Source organism: Rhodococcus sp. IEGM 1305, assembly GCF_030058635.1.
Taxonomy (GTDB): Bacteria; Actinomycetota; Actinomycetes; order Mycobacteriales; family Mycobacteriaceae; genus Rhodococcus_F; species Rhodococcus_F opacus_D.
The window spans coordinates 1-20,026 of sequence record NZ_JASHKX010000025.1 but is presented as its reverse complement, the minus strand read 5'-3'; the positions used below and the strand labels follow the sequence as shown (position 1 = coordinate 20,026).

Genomic DNA, 20,026 nt, shown 5'->3' with positions numbered 1-20,026 from the left:
CGCGTGTTGCGCGAACCAGATGCCTCGCTGCGCAGCCGACAGCGGAAACGCCCCTTCCGGAGCACCGCTACTACCCGCTGCTTGTCCCGACCCCAAGGGTTACTCCGTTCTCGAACGCGTGGCGACTGCCGCCTGTGTCTTTGGTGATTCGTAGCTCTCGGTCCCACGGACTGCGTCGTGAGCCGGTCTTCCGATGAACGCCATCACACGAACAGGCCCTGCCGGTTCGAAGCATCTCGCGGAGCGGGGACGTGCCGGGCATGGGACGCCCTGCGCTGATCGAAGAGTTCCACCACACTCGGAGTCGATGTCAGACGATCGTCCGAAACCCGATTGCCTGCGACGCTGAACACTCCAAGGCCCTTACATCCCGAACTACTTGCGGTGAGCGGGTTCATACGTGGCTCCGTTCTCTCATCGATCCAACAAGCGGCCACCCAATCGGTGCTCGTCATCCTCCGAGTCGAGAGCCGAGTCTACGGCGCTGGTGGAGGAGCGAAACATCGTCGCGATCATTGCTTCGGCCTCCTCTCGCTCGGTGGTGACAATCTCGGTTCGTACGGTTCTGCGGTAGCGCCGGGAATTACATCGGTGTCGGATCCACTGCCGTTACCGGCGCCGGTGTGACGTACCCAACCCTCGATACTTCCAGAACCAGGCCTAGATTCGATCTTCGACGCGCACATATTCAACAGGCCGGACCGCATTCCGGGCACTGTGTACAACCAGAACACGGATACCGTACCGAGAGTCGGAATTTCACTAGGTGTACAACTGTCGTATCCAGTTTCATGTTCCGCCTCCCGACTGTTATCCGTGCACGGTGCAGCCGATCTGATGACCGGCCGCGGCGTTGAACACTCACTGCCCCCCGTGACCGCAGTTTTGCCAACCACCGTGTCTACCAAAGCCCCGCGCAGGTCTCAAAACGCAGAGCACCCGAAGTTGCATACCGGGAATAACCGAGCAGGTTCGTCGCGTAGTCGCATCGAACGAAAACTTGGACGTTCACGTGAGCGCTCGGGTGCCGGCAGATCGCCCGCTGACCTGCCACGAGGACGCAGACACGCGTCCCCGGCGAAGGGATGTGAACCGGCGACACCCCGGTTGTATCCCAGCATCTGGAACACCCTCCCGACGCTCGGCACTGTCGATGTCCGATTAGTCGCGATCGCCGCCGCGCGACCGATCGCGGGCAGACGGGAGATTTCTCACATTCAGGGACGCGCCGACATCAGGAAGAACGCTTCTACCAACGAGTAACTAAAGTAAGTCTAACCTAACCGTTGTCGCCCAACGATACTGACATCGACCGACTCGCCGCTCACCGTCCGTGGCTCGCGAACCAGTCGAGCAGATCGGGGTCGTCCACGGCGCTGCGGTCCACCGTGCGCCCAGCATCCGCACCCTGAAAAATGCGCTTGAGGGGCACCTCGAGTTTCTTGCCGGTCCGGGTGTGCGGGATGCCGGGCGCCTCGATGATGTCGTCGGGCACATGCCGCGGAGAGGCCTGCTCACGAATCGCTGCGCGGATACGCTGCCTCAGCGCGTCGTCGAGTTCCGCCCCCTCCGACAGGACCACGAACAGCGGCATCCAGTATCCGCCGTCCGCCAGATCGACACCGACGACAAGCGCCTCGGCGACCTCGGGGAGCTTCTCCACCACCTGGTAGATGTCGGCGCTACCCATCCGAATCCCGTTGCGATTCAAGGTGGAATCGGACCTTCCGTGCATCAAGACGGTCCCGCGATCGGTGATCGTGATCCAGTCGCCGTGCCGCCACACTCCCGGAAACACATCGAAATATGCTTCGCGGTACCGCTTTCCGTCCGGATCGTTCCAGAACGACACCGGCATGGACGGCATCGGCGCCGTCACGACCAGTTCACCGACCTCACCTCGCACCGGTTGCCCAGACTCGTCGAACGCGTCGACGGCGACACCCAGGCACGGGGCGGACAGCTCCCCCGGCCAGACCGGGACGTTCCGCGCTCCCCCGACGAACGCCGACACCACGTCGGTCCCACCGGTGATCGACACGACGGGAACGCGGCGACCGACGTTCTCGGACAACCACAGTGACGACGCCGCCGGCAGCGTGGACCCGGTCACCCCCACCGCCCGGAGTGCGCTCAGATCGTGCTCGCGCACGGGGACCACACCCGCCTTGTCGCACGCGAGAACATAGCCGGGACTGGTGCCGACCACGGTCACACCCAGCCGTGACACCAAGGACCACAACGCATCCGGCGTCGGATAGGACGGACTTCCGTCGTAGCAGACGATGGTGGCCCCCACCAGCAGGCCCGCCGTCTGGAAGTTCCACATCATCCAACTGGGACTGGTGTACCAGAAGAGGGTGTCGTCGCGGCCGATGTCGAGTTGGAGCGCGAGCGACTTCACGTGCTCGAGGAGAACGCCGCCGTGACCGTGCACGATGCCCTTCGGCAGGCCCGTGGTCCCCGAGGAGAACACCACCCACAGCGGGTGGTCGAACGGGACGGCGACGGACTCGAGTGCGGCGTCCCGGCCGGTGGCCTCCGCCCAGGTGAGGGTGCCGTCGACGGCGGCGTCCGGATCGAGACGCGGCACGACCACTGTGAGGGCCAGCGACGGCAATCCGCCGCGCAGGTCGGCCGACGCGGCGAGTCGATCGTGTTCCTTGCCCCCGAACCGGTAGCCGTCCGCGGTGATCAGCGCTTTCGGTTCCAGTTGACCCAGTCGATCGAGCGCGGCCGGCGCGGAGTAGTCCTGTCCGCACGCGGCCCACACGGCACCGAGCGACGCCGTGGCGAGGAACGCGACGACGGCCTCGGGAATGTTCGGGAGGTAACCGACGACCCGGTCACCGACCCCGACTCCGTGCTCGCGGAGAGTCGCGGCGAGGCCCGCCACCGCGGACCGCAACTCGTCCCACCCGACGGAGATGTCGGTGGCGCCCTCACCCGCGTACAGGATCGCCGGTGTGCCGGGGCGGGCGTTCCGGAAGACGTGGTCGACGTAGTTGAGGGTCGCCCCGGGGAACCAGACGGCCCCCGGCATCGCGTCGTCCGCGAGGGCCGGTCCGGGGTCGGTGGCGGACCGGATATCGAAGTAGTCCCACACGTCCTGCCAGAACGCCGCCGGGTCGGCGACCGACCAGCGCCACAGCGCCCGGTAGTCGTCGACTCGGACGCTGTGACGCCGTGCGACGAAACGGGCGAAATCGGTGACGACCGCGTCGCACACGTCGGATTCGGTGGGCACCCATTGCGGATCGGCAGTCATGGGCACCATCTTCCCCGAGAGCGCGACCGTTCCGCGCTCTTTCGCCGCCTACTGCGGGGACTCGGACGTGCTCTTCCCCTTCGAACCGACCTGGGAGCGGCGCAGGATCGCCTCGGCGTGACGCAGGACCGGCGCGTCCACCATCTTTCCCTCGAACGCGAAGACTCCCCGTTCGTCGGCGACGGCGGCGAGAACCCGCGTCGCCCAGTCGACGTCCTTGTCGGACGGCGCGTACGCCTCCCGGATCACCGCGATCTGGCTGGGATGGATGCCGACCTTGATGTCGAATCCGACGGCGACGGCGTCGACCGCCTCCGCGCGCAACCCGTCGAGGTCTTTGATGTCGAGATATACGGAATCCAGGGCGAGCCGGTGATACGCCTTGGCCGCCAGCAGTGTCGACGACCGCACGTGATTGGCGACGTCACGATAGCTGCCGCCCTCGCGGCGACTGGAGTTGCCGCCCATCGCCGCCACGAGATCTTCGGCGCCCCACATCACGCCGATCGTGCTCGCCGCCAGCGCGATCTCGCTCACCGCGAGCGCACCGAGAGGCGACTCGACGAGGGCGATCACCTCACGCGGCGCCAACGACAGCACCTGGTCGGCGGACTCGCACTTCGCCAGCATCAGCCTCGTGTAGCGGGTGCCGTCGAGTGCCAGAAGGTCTCGCTCGTGATCCTCGGTTCCGACCGGATTGACTCGCACCACCGTGCGATCCGGATCCAACGGGGTGTCGATCAGGGCGACCCGCGCCGCTTCCTTGTCCGCGGGCGCCACCCCGTCCTCGAGGTCGAGGATCACGACGTCGGCTGCCGCAGCCGCTTTCGCATACCGTTCGGGCCGGTCGGCCGGGCAGAACAACCAGGCGGGCCCGGGCAGTTCCCAGCTCATGACGGCTTCTTCTGGACGAGGGTCTTGCGGACCGCGATCGCCACCACGTCGCCGTTCTGGTTGCGGCCGGTGTGCTCGAGCGTGACGATGCCCTCGCCGGGCCTGCTCTTCGACTCGCGCTTGTCCACGATCTTCGTCTCCGCGTAGAGCGTGTCGCCGTGGAACAGCGGTTTCGGGAAACTGATCTCCGAGAACCCCAGATTCGCGACGATCGTCCCCTGCGTCAGTTGTGCCACCGACAATCCGACCACGGTCGAGAGGGTGAACATCGAGTTGACGAGGCGCTCACCGAACTGGGTGTTCTCGCTGTACGCGGCGTCCAGGTGCAGTGCCTGGGTGTTCATCGTCTGCGTCGTGAAGAGGACGTTGTCGGCCTCCGTGACGGTCCGGCCGGGACGGTGCTCGTACACCGCTCCCAGCTCGAACTCCTCGAACCACAGGCCCCGCTGAACGATTCGCTTCGGTTCGGTCGTCGCGGTCACAGGCCGGCCTCCCGCGCGATCAGCATCAGCTGCACCTCGGTGGTGCCCTCGCCGATCTCCAGGATCTTGCTGTCACGGTAGTGCCGGGCCACGGTGTACTCGTTCATGAATCCGTAGCCGCCGTGGATCTGGGTGGCGTCCCGGGCGTTGTCCATCGCGGCCTCGGAGGCGACGAGCTTGGCGATGGCGGCCTGCTTCTTGAACGGCTTGCCGGACAACATCCGGGCAGCGGCGTCGTAGTACGCGGTGCGCGCGGTGTGGGCGCGCGCCTCCATGCGGGCGATCTTGAAGGCGATGGCCTGGTTGTGGCCGATGGGCCGTCCGAACGCCTCGCGTTCCTTGGCGTACTTGACCGACTCGTCGACGCATCCCTGGGCGGCGCCGACGCTCAGCGCGGCGATGGCGATGCGGCCCTCGTCGAGGATCCGCAGGAAGTTCGCGTACCCGCGGCCACGCTCGCCGAGCAGATTCTCCTCGGGAACGCGCACGTCCGAGAACGTGAGCGGGTGGGTGTCGGAGGCGTTCCAGCCGACCTTGTTGTACGCCGGCTCGGCGGTGAAGCCCGGCGTCGACGTCGGCACGAGGATGGTGGAGATCTCCTTCTTGCCTTCCTTCGTTCCGGTCACCGCGGTGACGGTGACGAGCTTGGTGATGTCGGTGCCGGAGTTGGTGATGAACTGCTTGTTGCCGTTGATGATCCACTCACCGCTGTCGAACTTCGCGGTGGTCTTCGTCCCGCCGGCGTCGCTTCCGGCACCCGGCTCGGTGAGCCCGAACGCGGCCAGGCTCTTGCCGCTCGTCAGCTGCGGCAGCCACTCCTGCTTCTGCTCCTCGTTGCCGAACCGGTAAATCGGCATCGCGCCCAGCGACACGCCGGCTTCCAGGGTGATCGCGACACTCTGGTCGACCTTGCCCAGTTCTTCGAGTGCCAGGCAGAGTGCGAAGTAGTCGCCGCCCATTCCGCCGTACTCCTCGGGGAACGGCAGGCCGAACAGGCCCATGTCGGCCATTCCCGCCACCACCTCGTAGGGGAACGTGTGGTTGGCGTCGTGTTCCGCCGCGACCGGTGCCACCACGTTCTTGGCGAAATCGGCGACGGTCTTCGCCAACTGCTGGTACTCGTCGGGAAGCTGGCCGGTGGCAAGGAATTCGGTCATGACGCGTCTTCTTTCGTGTCGGTGGTGTCGGTGTGCGGGGTGACTCGCGCGAGCAGCTGGTCGACCATCACCTGGTCACCGGGTGCGACGAGGATGTCGACGACGCCGTCGACGGGGGCGGTGAGCGAGTGCTCCATCTTCATCGCCTCGACCACGACGAGTGTCTGGCCTGCGGTGACGTGGGCGCCCGCTTCGGCACCGACGGCGATGACGGATCCGGGCATGGGGCTGGTGATCTCGGCCTCGCCGGCGTGGACGTCGCCGGTGCGGACACTGAGTTCGCGAACCTCACGCAGCATCGTCGTGCCGTCGGAACCGGCGAGCCAGATGTGCCCGTCGGTCTGGGCGACCCGGTAGGTTTCGCGCCTGCCGTCGATCACCACGGAGAGCGTGGCCCCGTCGAGCGCCGCCGTCAGGGAGAGGGTGTCGCCGTCCTCGACCTGCGCGGTGGCCTCGGACGGACTGCCCGTGATGCGCACGTGGTCGGTGCGGGTGGCAGACGACAACCGGATGCTGGTGGGCGCGGGAACGCCGACCCGCCAGCCGCTGGGAACGTCCCACGGATCGGCCTGTGCCCGCTCGGGCCAGCGCTGCAACCAGCGGAAAGCCGCAGCGGCGATCAGGGCGGCGTCGGTGGCCTCCGCGGCGACGAAGTCCTCGAGCCGTCGGTCGAGCAGACCGGTGTCGAGGTTGCCGGCCACCACGTCGGGATCGGCGAGCAGGAAGCGCGCGAACTCGATGTTGGTGACCACTCCCAGCACACCGGTGCCGGCCAGCGCCCGGTCCAGCTTGCGCAGCGCACCGGCGCGGTCGTCGGCGTGGGCGATGACCTTCGCCAGCATCGGGTCGTAATCGCTGCCGACCACCGTGCCGGGCTGCAGCCCGGAGTCGACCCGGACACCGGGACCGGCGGGTTCGACGACGTCGGCCACGAGTCCGCCGGTGGGGAGGAATCCGCGACTCGGATCCTCGGCGTAGACGCGGGCTTCGATGGCATGACCGGTGAGGGTGATGTCGTCCTGGGTGAAGCCGAGCGGCTCACCGGCGGCCACTCGCACCTGCCACTCGACGAGGTCCAGGCCCGTGACGAGTTCGGTGACCGGGTGCTCGACCTGCAGCCGGGTGTTCATCTCCATGAAGAAGAACTCGTCGGGCTTGTCGGCGGAGACGATGAACTCGACCGTTCCCGCTCCGGAGTAGTCGACGCTGCGCGCCGTATTGCAGGCGGCCTCGCCGATCCGGGCGCGCGTCGCCTCGTCCAGCAGCGGCGACGGCGCCTCCTCGATGACCTTCTGGTGGCGACGCTGCAGACTGCATTCGCGCTCACCGAGATGGACGACGTTCCCGTGCCCGTCCGCGAGGATCTGCACCTCGATGTGCCGGGGCCGCAGCACGAATCGTTCGAGGAAGAGGGTGTCGTCGCCGAACGCCGACGCCGCCTCCCGCCGCGCGCTGCGTAGTGCCTCGGCGAGTGCGCCCGGCTCCTCCACCAGTCGCATGCCCTTGCCGCCGCCACCTGCCGACGGCTTGACGAGGACGGGGTATCCGATGTCGCCTGCGGCCGCGATCAGTTCGTCGTCGGACAGGCCGGGACGGGCGATGCCGGGGACGACGGGCACGTCGAACTTCGCCACCGCGTTCTTGGCGGTGATCTTGTCGCCCATCACCTCGATGGCGTGCGCGGACGGGCCGAGGAACGCGATTCCCGCGTCCGCGCAGGCCCCGGCGAACTTGGAGTTCTCCGACAGGAACCCGTAACCGGGATGGATGGCCTGCGCGCCGGTGGCGCGGGCCGCCGCGATCACCTTCTCGATGACGAGGTAACTCTCCCGGGCCGCGGCCGGACCGAGCAGCACCGCCGTGTCGGCCTCACGGACGTGCCGCGCGTCCCGGTCCGCCTCGCTGAACACGGCGACGGAACGGATTCCCATGGCCCGCAACGTGCGGATCACGCGCACCGCGATCTCGCCGCGGTTGGCTACCAGGACGGTATCTATCCGAGTCATTTCAGTCATTCCACTCACATCCGGAAAACGCCGTAGGAGACCGGTTCGATCGGTGCGTTCGCACACACCGAGAGCGCCAGTCCGAGAACAGTTCTGGTGTCGGCGGGGTCGATGATGCCGTCGTCCCACAGCCTGGCCGTCGAGTAGTACGGATTGCCCTGCGCCTCGTACTGATCACGGATCGGCGCCTTGAACGCCTCTTCGTCCTCGGCCGACCACGGGTTGCCCGCGCTGTCGAGTTGCTCGCTGCGCACCGTCGAGAGCACCGACGCCGCCTGCTCGCCGCCCATCACGGAGATCCGGGCGTTCGGCCACATCCACAGGAACCGCGGCGAGTAGGCCCGCCCGCACATCGAGTAGTTGCCCGCCCCGTAGGAGCCGCCGATCACGACGGTCAGCTTGGGAACCCGGGCGCACGCCACCGCGGTCACCATCTTGGCGCCGTGCTTGGCGATGCCGCCCGCTTCGTAGTCGCGACCGACCATGAAGCCTGCGATGTTCTGCAGGAACAGAAGTGGAATCTTGCGCTTGTCGCACAGCTCGATGAAATGAGCGCCCTTCATCGCGGACTCGGCGAACAGCACGCCGTTGTTGGCGACGATGCCGACCGGGTGGCCCTCGATGTGCGCGAAACCGGTGACCAGGGTCTTGCCGTACTCCGCCTTGAACTCCTGGAATTCGCTGCCGTCCACGATGCGGTCGATGACCTCGTGGACGTCGTACGGGGTGCGCGGGTCGGTGGGGACCACGTCGTAGAGGTCGGTCTGCGATGCCGACGCGGGGACGGCGCTGATCACGTCCCACGGCCGCTCGGCGCGCGGGCCGAGGGTCGCGACGATGTTCCGCACGATCCGCAGCGCGTCCTGGTCGTCTTCCGCGAGGTGGTCGGTGACGCCGGAGACCTTCGAGTGCAGGTCGCCGCCGCCGAGCTCCTCCGCTGTCACGACCTCACCGGTGGCGGCCTTCACCAGCGGCGGACCGCCGAGGAAGATGGTGCCCTGGTTGCGGACGATGACGGCCTCGTCGCTCATCGCGGGCACGTAGGCGCCGCCCGCGGTGCACGAGCCGAGGACCGCCGCGATCTGCGGGATGCCCTGCGCGCTCATCGTGGCCTGGTTGTAGAAGATGCGGCCGAAATGCTCGCGGTCCGGAAACACCTCGTCCTGCCTGGGCAGGAACGCGCCGCCGGAGTCGACGAGGTAGATGCACGGCAGCTGGTTCTGCAGCGCGATCTCCTGCGCCCGCAGGTGCTTCTTCACCGTCATCGGGTAGTAGGTGCCGCCCTTGACGGTCGCGTCGTTGGCGACGATCACGCATTCCCGCCCGGACACCCGGCCGATGCCGGCGATGACGCCCGCTCCGGGGCATTCGTCGTCGTACAGGCCGTTCGCGGCGAGCGGGGAGATCTCGAGGAACGGGCTTCCGGGGTCGAGCAGGGTGTCCACTCGCTCGCGGGGCAGGAGCTTGCCTCGGCTGACGTGCCGCTCGCGCGACTTCTCGCTGCCGCCGAGCGCGGCCACGGCCAGCCTCGACTTCAGCTCGTCCACCAATTTCGTGTGCCCTGCCCGGTAGCCCTCCCGTGCAGTGGTTCCGCTCAGTGCCATCCTGCCGCCTTCTCGTCTTGACGCCCGTGCCGAGTGAGTTAATACTCGATAACTGAATCTAAGATAACTGTGATTAACTGAGTTGTCCAGACCACATCCGAGAAAGAGCTAAGGCGATGACCACAGACGTCGACGGCACCGAAGCGCCGATCACGCGCCGGGAACAGATGAAGGCGGATCGTCGCCGCCAACTGCTCGACGCCGCCGCCCGCCTCATCGCCGAACGGGGCTTCCTCGGTGTCCGCCTCGAGGACCTCGGTTCCGCGGCGGGAATCAGCGGCCCCGCCGTGTACCGGCACTTCCCCAACAAGGACGCCGTCCTCGTCGAACTGCTCGTCGGGATCAGCACGCGCCTGCTCGAGGGCGGGTCGCTCGTCGTGGCGGAGGCCGCCTCCCCGGAAGCGGCCCTGGAGGGTCTGATCGACTTCCATCTGGACTTCGCGCTCGGCGAACCCGACCTCATTCGCATCCAGGACCGGGACCTGGAGAGCCTGCCCGCCGAGGCCCGCCGGGAGGTCCGGCAGACGCAGCGGCGCTACGTGGAGATCTGGGTGAAGGTGCTGCTGCAGGTGGACACGTCACTGGACGAGACGGATGCCCGCACCAAGGCACACGCCACGTTCGGGCTCATCAACTCGACCCCGCACAGCGCCGATCCCACGACCCCCTCGCGCACCCGGAAAGTACTGCGCGACATGACGCTTCTCTGCCTGCGCCCGTGAGTACTCGTTAACGTCCGGCGGTTGACAAGTACGCACGGGCGGCGAAGCCGCAGAAAGGCCCCGCCCTGACCGGACGGGGCCCTTCTCGTGACGGTGCGATGTGGCGCGCCTACACCCTGTTCTTGCTCGTCATCGAGGTGTATCCGAGGGTCAGCACGGCCGCTACGGCGATGCTGATGATCCACCGGATCCAGTCGATTCCGCCGGTGTCCCCCTTGTCGAGGAGCCCCTCCCACACCCAGTACCCGATCAGCGCACCGATGATGCCGAGCACGACGGTGATGACCCACCCCATCGCCTGCTTCCCCGGAATCACGAGACGCGCCAGAACGCCGATGACCGCACCGAAGATGATGGTGCCGATGATGTCCATGACCATGGCCCTTGTCCTCTCAACACGCAATTCATGGTGCGAGCGGAAGGTCACCGCTCATTTCGAACATAGCCACCTGGACACCCGTTCGACAGGGCTTCGGCAAATCGTTGCCAAAAGGTTCACGCGGCGTACCGCTGTGAACCCCCTCGGTTCAGCGAATGCCCTGCCGTCGCAGGGCAACGGACACCGCCGCGGCGCGGGTGTCGACACCGAGTTTCGCGTAGATGTGGGCGAGATGGGTCTTGACCGTCGCCTCGCTGATGAAGAGGGCTTTTCCGAGTTCCTTGTTGGTCATGCCCTTGGCCAGCAGGGTCAGCAGTTCGGCCTCCCGCGGCGTGAGAGCTTCCTCGGGGCGCTGCATCTGCTGCAGGAGTCGCGATGCGACGGGCGGCGACAGCACACTCTGACCTGCGGCCGCGCCGCGCACGGCGGCGAAGATCTCCTGGGGTGTCGAATCCTTCAGGAGGTATCCGATGGCACCGGCGTCGATGGCGCGCACCACGTCGGCATCCGTGTCGTAGGTCGTGAACACCAGCACCGGCAGGGCCCGATCGACCTGCCGGATGCGGCGAATGGCCTCGACCCCGTCGATACCGGCGCCCAGGGCGAGGTCCATCGTCACGAGTTGCGGCCGGCAGGTGCTCACGGCGTCGACCGCCTCCTCCCCCGTGCCCGCCTCGGCGATCACCTCGATGTCCGGCTGCGAGTCGAGAAGCGCTCGCAGCCCGGCACGAACGACCACGTGATCGTCGACCAACAGCACGGTCACTGGCGTCATGCCGCGGTTCCTCTCGCACACGGTATCTGGGCGGCCACCACGGTGCCCTCGCCCGGCGCGCTCTCGACGGTGAACGTGCCGCCCAGTTGCTCGACGCGGCTGCGCATCGCGCGCAAACCGTATCCGCCGCGCGCCGAGGGAGATCCGGTGGGCGCGGGGTCGAAACCGGTGCCGTCGTCGAAGATGTCCAGGGCGACGGCCTCCGGAAGGTATGTCAACGTGACGCCCACGGTCTCGGCGTGGGCGTGCCGGGCGATGTTGGACACCGCGCTCTGGGTGATCCGCAGCAGCGCGTGCGTCACCTCCGCCGGAATCGCGATCGGAGTGCCCACGATCCGGAGCTCCGCCCGCGGGTGGTGCGTGCGCGCGGCGGCGAGCAGTGCCGCGTCGAGTGGCTGGGATTCCAGTTTGGGCGCCGCGAGATGGTGCACGAGACTGCGGGTTTCCGCCAGGTTCTCGCGCAACGTTCCGGTCGCCACGCGGACGTCCTCACGTGCCCGTTCCTCCGTCCGCGGATCTGCCTGCGCCCAGATCTGCTCGGCCGCCTCGAGGCGGAGCAGGCTGCTGGTCAGCCCCTGCGTCACGGTGTCGTGGATCTCGCGGGCCAGTCGTTCACGTTCGGCGAGCACCCCCGCCTCCCGCTCGGTCTCCGCGAGCCGGGACCGGGTCTCCGCCACCTGGCGGAGCAGTCGCACCCGTTCCCGGCCGTCCCGCTCGATCTGGCTGTACGCCATGACGATCAGCGCCCCGGTGCACAGCGGTCCCACCAGCACGGCCCACTCGGTGCGGCCGGAGAAGGTGAAGAACGCCACCGAGGTGAGGACGGCGAGAACCCCGACGACCGGGTACGCGATCCGGCTCGGGTACGCCCGCGTGCACAGGAAGAACATGGGAAATGCACACCAGGCGAAACTCGGCGCGAGCCAGACGAGCACCGCCCACGTCGTCAGGACCGGCCATACCCACGGTTCCCACACGCCTTCCCGCCGCGCGACCACGGCGGTGACCGTGTACAACGCGGCAAGCACGGCGATCAACGCGACCACCACGACGAACCGTCCGCTCACGCCGTGGTACGTAAGGTACCGCGCCGTCGACGTCGCGAGTAGGACGTAGAACGACACATGGATAGCGGTAGCGAGCGGGCCGCGCAGACCCGCGCCGTCCGGCCTGTCCACTCCGTCCACCGGTGTCGTCACGTCGACTGATCCTACGGATGTGCCGTGGGTCGCGGATCCACCGTTCGGATGATCTGCCGGGGCCGGACGGATGAGTTCGGGAGCGCCGTCGGCCCGATGCGGTCACCGGCACCGCCGGGCCAGGCTGGTCACGTCAGCTCGTCACTTCCCGAAAGGCCCTCCGATGCGCACCGTCCACCGCCTGCCCCGCATTCTGGCGATCACCGTCCCGCTCGCCGCGATCGTCGCCACCTCGGCGTGCGGCACGTCCGCGTCCGACGAGACCAGTCCGACGTCCACTCCGGTCGCGACCGCCGCCGCGCCGGCCCCGATCGACGGTGCGGACGGCGTGGTGAGCCAGAACCGTCTCGGTATCGGCACTGCGCAGGCCGCAGCGCAGGCGGCGCTCGCGAAGTGCCAGGCCGACGGGCTCGGGTTCGTCACCGTCTCGGTGGTCGATCGCGCCGGCAACGTGCAGGCGATGTTGCGCGGGGACAATGCCGCTCAGCACACCGTGGAGGCGGCGCGTCAGAAGGCGTACACCGCTGCCGCGTTCGGCGCGAACACCAGTGATCTGAGCGAACGGGCCAAGGGCGACGGCGCGACGGTCGCCGACCTTCCCGGCACGTTGTTCCTCGCCGGCGGGGTGAGCGTGAAGTCGGCCGGCGGGTCGATCGCGGGAATCGGCGTCGGCGGCGCTCCCGACGGAATGCGGGATCAGGCGTGTGCGGCCGCCGGGCTCGACGCGATCGCCGGGACGCTGGGGTGAAGAGCTGCCCCCGTGTCGACGCCCGAACTGGAACACGCTGTTCGACGCCGTCGCGACGTTGCTGCGGACCAGGTGACGAGGCGGGTCAGGTGCGCCCGATCAGGTCGAGGGACTGCTCGCGCATCTCGACCTTGCGCACCTTGCCCGTCACCGTCATCGGGAACTCGTCGACGACGTGCACGTATTTCGGGATCTTGTAGTGGGCGAGCTTGCCGGTGCAGAATTCGCGCACCTTCGCCGCGTCCAGGGGTTCGGTACCGTCCTTCATCCGCACCCACACCATCAGTTCCTCGCCGTACTTCGCGTCCGGCACCCCGATGACCTGGGCGTCGAGGATGTCCGGATGCGTGTACAGGAACTCCTCGATCTCGCGGGGATAGACGTTCTCGCCGCCGCGGATGACCATGTCCTTGATCCGCCCGGTGATCGCGACGTAGCCGTCGGAATCCATCACACCGATGTCGCCGGTGTGCATCCATCGTCCGGCGTCGATCGCTTCGGCGGTCTTCTCCGGGTTGTTCCAGTACCCGAGCATGACCGAGTAACCCCGGGTGCAGAGCTCGCCCGGCGTGCCCCGCGGAACGGTCAACCCCGTTGCCGGATCAACGATCTTGACCTCGAGATGCGGGCCGACCCGGCCGACCGTCGACACGCGCTGATCGATCGTGTCGTCCGACCGGGTCTGCAACGACACCGGCGACGTCTCGGTCATGCCGTAACAGATGGAGACCTCGGCCATCCCCATCTGTTCGATGACCTGCTTCATCACCTCCACCGGGCAGGGTGATCCGGCCATGATTCCGGTCCGCAGGCTCGACAGGTCGAACGATGCGAAGTCCGGTTCGGCGAGTTCGGCGATGAACATCGTCGGCACCCCGTACAGCGACGTGCACTTCTCCGCTTCGACGGCCTGCAGCGTGGCTTTCGGGTCGAAGGACGGCCCGGGGATGACCATGGTCGCGCCGTGACTCGTGCAGGCCAGGTTGCCCATCACCATGCCGAAGCAGTGGTAGAACGGCACCGGGATGCAGACGCGGTCGTTCTCCGTGTAGTGGCACAGCTCGCCGACGAAGTACCCGTTGTTCAGGATGTTGTGGTGGCTGAGCGTCGCGCCCTTGGGGAATCCGGTTGTCCCCGAGGTGTATTGGATATTGATCGGGTCGTCCGAGGATAGGGCCGCCTGCGCGGCAGGCAGCAGGGACGGGTCGGCGGCGTGCGCAGCCATGCCGTCCGACGCCAGCCGGCTCCACTCGGCACTGCCGAGGAGCACCACCATCTCGAGGTCGGGGCACTGGGGCCGGACCTCCTCGATCATGGCCGCGTAGTCGGAGGACTTGAACTCGGGCGCCGACACCAGCAGACGGATACCGGCCTGATCGAGCACATACTTCAACTCGTGCGCCCGGTAGGCGGGGTTGATGTTGACGAGCACGGCACCGATCTTGGCCGTCGCGAACTGGATCAGCGTCCACTCCGGGCAGTTCGGCGCCCAGATCCCCACCCGGTCGCCCTTCCCGATACCCCGCTTCAGCAACCCCGCCGCCACGGCGTCGACGTCCCGCCTCAGCTCCGCGTACGTCCACCGCCGCCCCGAGGGCCGGTCGACCAGGGCGTCACGATCACCGTGGGCCGCCACGGTCCGGTCGAAGTTGTCTCCGATGGTGTCGCCGAGCATCGGGGCGTCCCACACGCCGTTGGTGTAGCTGGGAAGCGGGGTTGTCATCACTCTTCCTCTCCAGGAGCCCGTTCGGGCGCCTACGGGACGGGCAGACCCGAAGGCCCTTCCGCGGTCGAACTTACTCTTGGTTGATGTGATCCAGGGCATACTGCACGGCGAGGGGCGACGGTATCTGTGCGAAGTCCGGACACCCCTCGCCGGCCCTGTCAGAGCGCGTCGTCTTTCGTTTCCACCAGGGCCTTCGTGCACAGCAGGCTCACCACGCCGAGGACGGCGAGCATCACGCCGATCGCGGCGCTGCCGTACGCGGACGCCAGCGGTGCGGCGATCAGCGGCGGCACGGCGCCGCCGAGCACGCCGGCGAGGTTGTAGCCGAGTCCGGCGCCGGTGTAGCGGTAGCGCGTCTGGAACATTTCCGGAAGCAGGGCGCCGCAGGGGCCGTACGCGATTCCGAAGATGGCGAGCGTGACCATCACGCCGATCGTGAACGCGAGGGGTGAACCGGTGTCGAGCAGCGGGAACAGTGCGAGCGCCCACACGACGGCCAGTCCGCAGGAGATCATGATGACCCGTCGACGCCCGATCCGGTCCGAGTACAGAGCGGAGACGACGATCGTGAATCCGAAGACCACGGCCGAGGCGATCCCGACCGTCAGTACGAACGGGCGGCTGAACCCGAGGGTCTTGGTGCCGTAGCTGGTGAGAAACGCTGTGCCCATGTAGAAGAACGCGAACAGTGTGGCGAGCGCGCCGGCCGAGAGGAGGATCTCCTTGGTCTGGTACCGCCAGGCGTCCATCAGCGGGAGGCTCCGCGGGGTCGCGTCGGCACGGTCGGCCAGCTGGGCCGCGCGGAACACCGGTGTCTCCTCGATCGCCAGCCGCATGTAGAGGCCGATGCCGACCAGGACGGCGCTGAACAGGAAGGGAATCCGCCACCCGTACTCGAGGAAGACCTCGTTGGTGTCGCCGAGCAGGGTGCCGGTGACGAGGAACGTGGCGCTGGAGAGGATGAAGGCCACCGCGGGGCCGAGTTGCGGGAACATCGCGTAGAGGCCGCGCTTGCCCGGGGGTGCGTACTCCGCCGTCAGCAGTGTGGCGCCCGCCCACTCGCCGCCGACGGCGAATCCCTGACCGAAACGCAGCAGCACCAGCAGGATCGGTGCCGCGACCCCGATCGTCGCGGCACCGGGCAGCAGGCCGATCAGGAACGTCGAGACACCCATCAGGATGAGCGTGGAGATCAGCGTCTTCTTACGTCCGATCCGGTCACCGTAGTGGCCGAACAGCATCGCACCCACGGGCCTGGCGACGAACGCGACGGCGAAGGTCGCGAAGGAGGCGACGGTGCCAGCGGTGGAGCCGAGGGCGGGAAAGAACACCGTGGGGAACACCAGGGCTGCGGCGGTGCCGTAGATGAAGAAGTCGTAGAACTCGATGGTCGTGCCGATGCCGCTGGCGATGGCCACCTTGCGGACGCTGGTACCGCCCTGGCGCACCGGTGTGGGGGCGTGGGGGGCGCCCGCACCCGAGTTGGAGACTGTGGTCACTCGATTCCTCCGTGGTCCGTGGGGAACACCCTGGTGGGCGTATCCCGGATGAGAGGAAAAGTAGTGATCCGGCTCACTGCGTCACCACCCCCGAATAGGGGGGGGTGGTGACGCGTGTCACGTCACTCGGCGGTGCCGGACGCGCCGAGCAGTTCCTTGCGGAGTTCGGTCCACACGGTGGCGTACGAGTCGATCACGGGTTCCGAGATCCACTTCGTCTCCCCCGCAGCGACTTTCGCGAGGGCGTCGGCGAACAGGTCCTGGTAGCGGGACAACCGGGGCACGAACGCCGACAGGTCGTCGAACACGACCGACGCCCGGCGGTCCAGGTCGGCCAGCTGATCGGCGTCGGCCGAATCGATCAGTCCGACGAACTCCTCATGGAACGGCACGAAGCTCTCGTACACCTCCGCGATGGAGTCCTCGTCGATGGACACCCGCTCGGCGTCGAGCTGATCCTCGAGCTCCGACAGCCCGGCCTCGGTGAGCCCGATCCGGCCGTCCGAGACTTCCTGCGCCTTGCCCTGGGTCAGCAGCGCGTCGTAGGCGGCCTGCGCGGACGCGGCGCTCACGCCGAGATGCTCGGCCAGAACAGCCGCGCTGACCTGCTCTTTCAACCGGACCGCCTGCAGCAGGGCCAACTCGTCCACATTGCCAGCGAAGGCCATAGATCTCTCCTCGTCACACCCCGTCCAGGGCGGTTCTCCGCAGGTCCGGCCGGACCTGCCGCCCTTTAGATAACACGACTACAGTTCGAGGATCTCCGAGGGGGCTGCGAGCGCATCGGCACGGGACGTGTCCTTCAACTCCACTCCGGACCGGCCCAGTTTCCTGGCGCCGGACACGAGACCCGCCACGACGCGGGCCGCGAGTTCGTAGCCGAGCCCTTCGGGTGGGTGGATGTTGGACACGCAGTTCCGGTCCGCGTCGGTGCGTCCGGGACGCGCGAGGTGCGTGAGGTAGACACCGACACTGTCGGCCACCGACAATCCGGGCCGCTCCCCGATCAGCAGGACGAGCGTCTGCACGCCCAGCGCCTGCGCGATGTGGTCTCCGAGCGCCACCCGGGCCTGGGTCGCGATCACCGGCGGCGCCAGCGAGTACGTCCCGCCGAACTCGTCGACCAGAGCGGACAGCAGGGACACCCCGTGATCGGTGAGCGCCCGGGGCGACAACCCGTCGGCGAGGACGAATCCCACCTCGGCCGTTCCCACGGGAACCGCGGACAGGTCGGCCGGCGTGCGGCCCAGGTCGGGCCGCCGCAGGTACTCGCTGCGGTCCGACGCCTGACTCGTGACGACCACCGGCCTGCCCAGGCCCACGGCCTCGACCTGCTCGGCCAGCGCCTCCGCGTCGAGCGGCTGGTGGACGGCGTCACGTGCGGCGGCGTGCGCCGACCGGAACTCGAGGACGCGCTGCGTGGGCAGGGCGTCACCGGTGCGGCCGAGACCGATACGCGCCTGCGTCGTGGCCCGCAGTTCCGCCCAGAAGTCTTGCACCACAGGATCGCTCATCGTGCCACCGTCAGCGCCCGCAGCGGCGACGCCGCAGCGTCGACCGGCAGGACCCGTCCCGCGTCGTCGACCATGCCGAGACGGCGCATCCAATCCTCGAATTCCGGTGCCGGTCTGAGTCCGAGCACCTGACGTGCGTACAGCGCGTCGTGGAACGACAGACTCTGGTACCCGAGCATGACGTCGTCCGCGCCGGGTACCGCGATGACGAAGGCCGCGCCTGCCACCCCGAGCAGGGTGAGCAGCGTGTCCATGTCGTCCTGGTCGGCCTCGGCGTGATTGGTGTAGCAGACGTCGACACCCATCGGCAGGCCCAGGAGCTTTCCGCAGAAGTGATCCTCGAGCCCGGCCCTGATGATCTGCTTGCCGTCGTACAGGTACTCCGGACCGATGAACCCGACCACCGTGTTGATCAGCAGTGGTTCGAGATCACGGGCCACCGCGTACGCCCTGGTCTCGAGGGTCTGCTGGTCGACGGGCCTGCCACCCGTGCCGAGGTGGGCGCCCGCACTGAGCGCCGAGCCCTGACCGGTTTCGAGATACATGACGTTGTCGCCGACGGTGCCGCGTTTCAGGGACCGGCCGGCCGCGTTGGCCTCACGGAGCAGCGAAATGTCCACACCGAAACTGGAATTGGCGCCCTGTGTTCCGGCGATGGACTGGAACACGAGGTCGACGGGAACGCCTTCCTCGATCAGGCCCATCGTGGTGGTCACGTGCGACAGCACGCACGACTGCGCCGGAATGTCGAAGCGCTGACGGATGTCGTCGAGCAGGTGGAGCAGTTCCGCGGTGGCGTGCGGCGAATCGGTGGCCGGGTTGATTCCGATCACGGCGTCACCGCAGCCGAGCAGCAGGCCGTCGAGCGTGGCGGCCGCGATTCCGCGCGGGTCGTCGGTGGGATGGTTGGGCTGCAGCCGGGTTGCCAGGTGTCCCGGTACGCCGAGCGTCGTCCGGAACCCCGCGGTGACGGTGACGGCCCGCGCGACCGCGATGAGGTCCTGGTTGCGCATGATCTTGCTGACCGCCGCGACCATCTCCGGTGTCAGCCCCGGGGCGACGCGACGGAACGTCTCGGCCGCACCGTCTCGCGCCGCGACGTCCAGCAGCCAGTCGCGCAGGCCGCCGACGGTGAGATGGGAGATCTCGCCGAACGCGACCCGGTCGTGCGAGTCGATGATGAGCCTCGTGACCTCGTCGTCCTCGTAGGGAACGACGAGTTCGTTCAGGAACGTGCCGAGCGGGACGTCGGCCAGCGCCCACTGCGCGGCGGCGCGTTCGGCGTCGGAGGACGCCGCGCACCCGGCCAGTTCGTCTCCGCTGCGGAGCGGAGTCGCCTTGGCCATGAGGTCGACGAGACCGTCGAACGTGTACCCGGTTCCCGCGACTCCGTGACTGTAGGTGGTCATTCCAATTCTTCCTCTGCCTTCGCAAGAACAGCAAACTCCTCGTCGGGCGAATTGGCAACGAGGTGATGGCGGCTGTACAGGCCGAAGTACGCCATGAAGGCCGCGAATGCGATCAGCGTCCAGAGTGCGGCGACCGGATCGACGAGGAAGGTGGCGATCACCGCGGCGGCGGCGATGACGAGCGCGAACGACGTGGTGACGATGCCGCCCGGGGTGCGGTACGGCCGCTTCATCTCCGGCTCACGCCTGCGGAGGACGATGTGGCTGACCATCATCAGCACGTAGCTGACGGCCGCGCCGAACACCGCCATGTTCAGCAGCATCGCGCCTTCACCGGTGAGCGACAGCACGAACCCGATGACACCCGGCACGATGAGGGCGAGAGTGGGCGCCTTCCGTGAGTTGGTGATCGACAGACTCGTCGGCAGGTAGCCGGCGCGGGACAGCGCGAACGTCTGCCGCGAGTAGGCGTACATGATCGAGAAGAAGCTGGCGACGAGGCCGGCCAGTCCGATGTAGTTGACGACCTTGGCCGCGGTTCCGTCACCGAGCGCCTCGACCAGCGGATTGCCGGACGTGGACAGGCTCTCGGCACCCAGCGCTCCGGTAGCGAGGAACAGGACAGTTGCCCCCGTGACGATGAG

At 67.6% G+C, this 20,026-nt stretch carries 17 protein-coding genes; 2 read left to right on the top strand and 15 right to left on the bottom strand.

What is annotated here, in order from left to right:
* Positions 1–1,324: 1,324 nt before the first annotated feature.
* From QM693_RS26600 to QM693_RS26575, 6 genes are read right to left on the bottom strand one after another with little or no spacing between them, the layout of a single operon-like run.
* Positions 1,325–3,268: an acetoacetate--CoA ligase gene (locus tag QM693_RS26600; protein WP_283332959.1), complete on the bottom strand. Its 1,944-nt coding sequence runs from the start codon at positions 3,266–3,268 to the stop codon at positions 1,325–1,327.
* Between the two features lie 48 nt (positions 3,269–3,316).
* Positions 3,317–4,162, bottom strand: coding sequence for an HpcH/HpaI aldolase/citrate lyase family protein (locus tag QM693_RS26595; protein ID WP_283332958.1), 846 nt, complete (start codon positions 4,160–4,162; stop codon positions 3,317–3,319).
* The gene (locus QM693_RS26590; RefSeq protein WP_105412677.1) at positions 4,159–4,644 is read right to left on the bottom strand and encodes a MaoC family dehydratase; all 486 of its coding nucleotides are present in this window, start codon (positions 4,642–4,644) and stop codon (positions 4,159–4,161) included. The genes QM693_RS26595 and QM693_RS26590 overlap by 4 nt, the downstream gene beginning before the upstream one ends.
* A complete protein-coding gene (locus QM693_RS26585) occupies positions 4,641–5,801 on the bottom strand; it encodes an acyl-CoA dehydrogenase family protein (protein WP_105412678.1) in 1,161 nt (386 codons plus the stop codon). The genes QM693_RS26590 and QM693_RS26585 overlap by 4 nt, the downstream gene beginning before the upstream one ends.
* The gene (locus QM693_RS26580; protein WP_283353831.1) at positions 5,798–7,807 is read right to left on the bottom strand and encodes an acetyl/propionyl/methylcrotonyl-CoA carboxylase subunit alpha; all 2,010 of its coding nucleotides are present in this window, start codon (positions 7,805–7,807) and stop codon (positions 5,798–5,800) included. Before QM693_RS26580 ends, QM693_RS26585 begins: the two co-directional genes overlap by 4 nt.
* A gap of 14 nt (positions 7,808–7,821) precedes the next feature.
* Complete coding sequence (locus QM693_RS26575; protein WP_283332957.1) at positions 7,822–9,411, bottom strand: carboxyl transferase domain-containing protein; 1,590 nt, start codon at positions 9,409–9,411, stop codon at positions 7,822–7,824.
* A gap of 116 nt (positions 9,412–9,527) precedes the next feature.
* Between QM693_RS26575 and QM693_RS26570 the strand changes: the two genes are divergently transcribed.
* Positions 9,528–10,133, top strand: a complete 606-nt coding sequence (locus QM693_RS26570; protein ID WP_029539478.1) for an SACE_7040 family transcriptional regulator — start codon at positions 9,528–9,530, stop codon at positions 10,131–10,133.
* 109 nt (positions 10,134–10,242) lie between these two features.
* Here the strand turns inward: QM693_RS26570 and QM693_RS26565 are convergent, their stop codons facing one another.
* The 3 genes from QM693_RS26565 to QM693_RS26555 form a co-directional block, all read right to left on the bottom strand.
* Complete coding sequence (locus tag QM693_RS26565) at positions 10,243–10,512, bottom strand: GlsB/YeaQ/YmgE family stress response membrane protein (protein ID WP_105412681.1); 270 nt, start codon at positions 10,510–10,512, stop codon at positions 10,243–10,245.
* Between the two features lie 148 nt (positions 10,513–10,660).
* The gene (locus tag QM693_RS26560; protein WP_280783601.1) at positions 10,661–11,287 is read right to left on the bottom strand and encodes a response regulator; all 627 of its coding nucleotides are present in this window, start codon (positions 11,285–11,287) and stop codon (positions 10,661–10,663) included.
* Positions 11,284–12,486 carry a sensor histidine kinase gene (locus QM693_RS26555; RefSeq protein WP_280783600.1) on the bottom strand — a complete coding sequence of 401 codons (1,203 nt, stop codon included), beginning with the start codon at positions 12,484–12,486 and terminating at the stop codon, positions 11,284–11,286. The genes QM693_RS26560 and QM693_RS26555 overlap by 4 nt, the downstream gene beginning before the upstream one ends.
* Before the next feature lie 163 nt (positions 12,487–12,649).
* Between QM693_RS26555 and QM693_RS26550 the strand changes: the two genes are divergently transcribed.
* Positions 12,650–13,234 carry a GlcG/HbpS family heme-binding protein gene (locus QM693_RS26550; RefSeq protein WP_283332954.1) on the top strand — a complete coding sequence of 195 codons (585 nt, stop codon included), beginning with the start codon at positions 12,650–12,652 and terminating at the stop codon, positions 13,232–13,234.
* An 85-nt stretch (positions 13,235–13,319) separates the two neighbouring features.
* Here the strand turns inward: QM693_RS26550 and QM693_RS26545 are convergent, their stop codons facing one another.
* The 6 genes from QM693_RS26545 to QM693_RS26520 form a co-directional block, all read right to left on the bottom strand.
* A complete protein-coding gene (locus tag QM693_RS26545; RefSeq protein WP_283332953.1) occupies positions 13,320–14,957 on the bottom strand; it encodes an AMP-binding protein in 1,638 nt (545 codons plus the stop codon).
* Between the two features lie 161 nt (positions 14,958–15,118).
* Complete coding sequence (locus tag QM693_RS26540) at positions 15,119–16,459, bottom strand: MFS transporter (RefSeq protein WP_411194600.1); 1,341 nt, start codon at positions 16,457–16,459, stop codon at positions 15,119–15,121.
* Positions 16,460–16,581: 122 nt separating this feature from the next.
* Positions 16,582–17,127 carry a hypothetical protein gene (locus QM693_RS26535; RefSeq protein WP_105412686.1) on the bottom strand — a complete coding sequence of 182 codons (546 nt, stop codon included), beginning with the start codon at positions 17,125–17,127 and terminating at the stop codon, positions 16,582–16,584.
* Positions 17,128–17,205: 78 nt separating this feature from the next.
* Positions 17,206–17,973, bottom strand: coding sequence for an ethanolamine ammonia-lyase subunit EutC (gene eutC / locus QM693_RS26530; RefSeq protein WP_283332952.1), 768 nt, complete (start codon positions 17,971–17,973; stop codon positions 17,206–17,208).
* Positions 17,970–19,382, bottom strand: a complete 1,413-nt coding sequence (locus QM693_RS26525; protein WP_265147272.1) for an ethanolamine ammonia-lyase subunit EutB — start codon at positions 19,380–19,382, stop codon at positions 17,970–17,972. Before QM693_RS26525 ends, eutC begins: the two co-directional genes overlap by 4 nt.
* Positions 19,379–20,026 (bottom strand): amino acid permease (locus QM693_RS26520; protein WP_283353817.1); only part of this gene is annotated, 648 nt, incomplete at its 5' end. The genes QM693_RS26520 and QM693_RS26525, both read right to left, overlap by 4 nt.

Excerpts from the sequence above, each read along its gene's own strand:
- QM693_RS26600 (WP_283332959.1), bottom strand. The coding sequence starts at position 3,268 with ATGACTGCCGATCCGCAATGGGTGCCCACCGAATCCGACGTGTGCGAC.
- QM693_RS26595 (WP_283332958.1), bottom strand. The coding sequence starts at position 4,162 with ATGAGCTGGGAACTGCCCGGGCCCGCCTGGTTGTTCTGCCCGGCCGAC.
- QM693_RS26585 (WP_105412678.1), bottom strand. The coding sequence starts at position 5,801 with ATGACCGAATTCCTTGCCACCGGCCAGCTTCCCGACGAGTACCAGCAG.
- QM693_RS26580 (WP_283353831.1), bottom strand. The coding sequence starts at position 7,807 with ATGACTCGGATAGATACCGTCCTGGTAGCCAACCGCGGCGAGATCGCG.
- QM693_RS26575 (WP_283332957.1), bottom strand. The coding sequence starts at position 9,411 with ATGGCACTGAGCGGAACCACTGCACGGGAGGGCTACCGGGCAGGGCAC.
- QM693_RS26570 (WP_029539478.1), top strand. The coding sequence starts at position 9,528 with ATGACCACAGACGTCGACGGCACCGAAGCGCCGATCACGCGCCGGGAA.
- QM693_RS26565 (WP_105412681.1), bottom strand. The coding sequence starts at position 10,512 with ATGGTCATGGACATCATCGGCACCATCATCTTCGGTGCGGTCATCGGC.
- QM693_RS26560 (WP_280783601.1), bottom strand. The coding sequence starts at position 11,287 with ATGACGCCAGTGACCGTGCTGTTGGTCGACGATCACGTGGTCGTTCGT.
- QM693_RS26550 (WP_283332954.1), top strand. The coding sequence starts at position 12,650 with ATGCGCACCGTCCACCGCCTGCCCCGCATTCTGGCGATCACCGTCCCG.
- QM693_RS26545 (WP_283332953.1), bottom strand. The coding sequence starts at position 14,957 with ATGACAACCCCGCTTCCCAGCTACACCAACGGCGTGTGGGACGCCCCG.
- QM693_RS26535 (WP_105412686.1), bottom strand. The coding sequence starts at position 17,127 with ATGGCCTTCGCTGGCAATGTGGACGAGTTGGCCCTGCTGCAGGCGGTC.
- eutC (WP_283332952.1), bottom strand. The coding sequence starts at position 17,973 with ATGAGCGATCCTGTGGTGCAAGACTTCTGGGCGGAACTGCGGGCCACG.
- QM693_RS26525 (WP_265147272.1), bottom strand. The coding sequence starts at position 19,382 with ATGACCACCTACAGTCACGGAGTCGCGGGAACCGGGTACACGTTCGAC.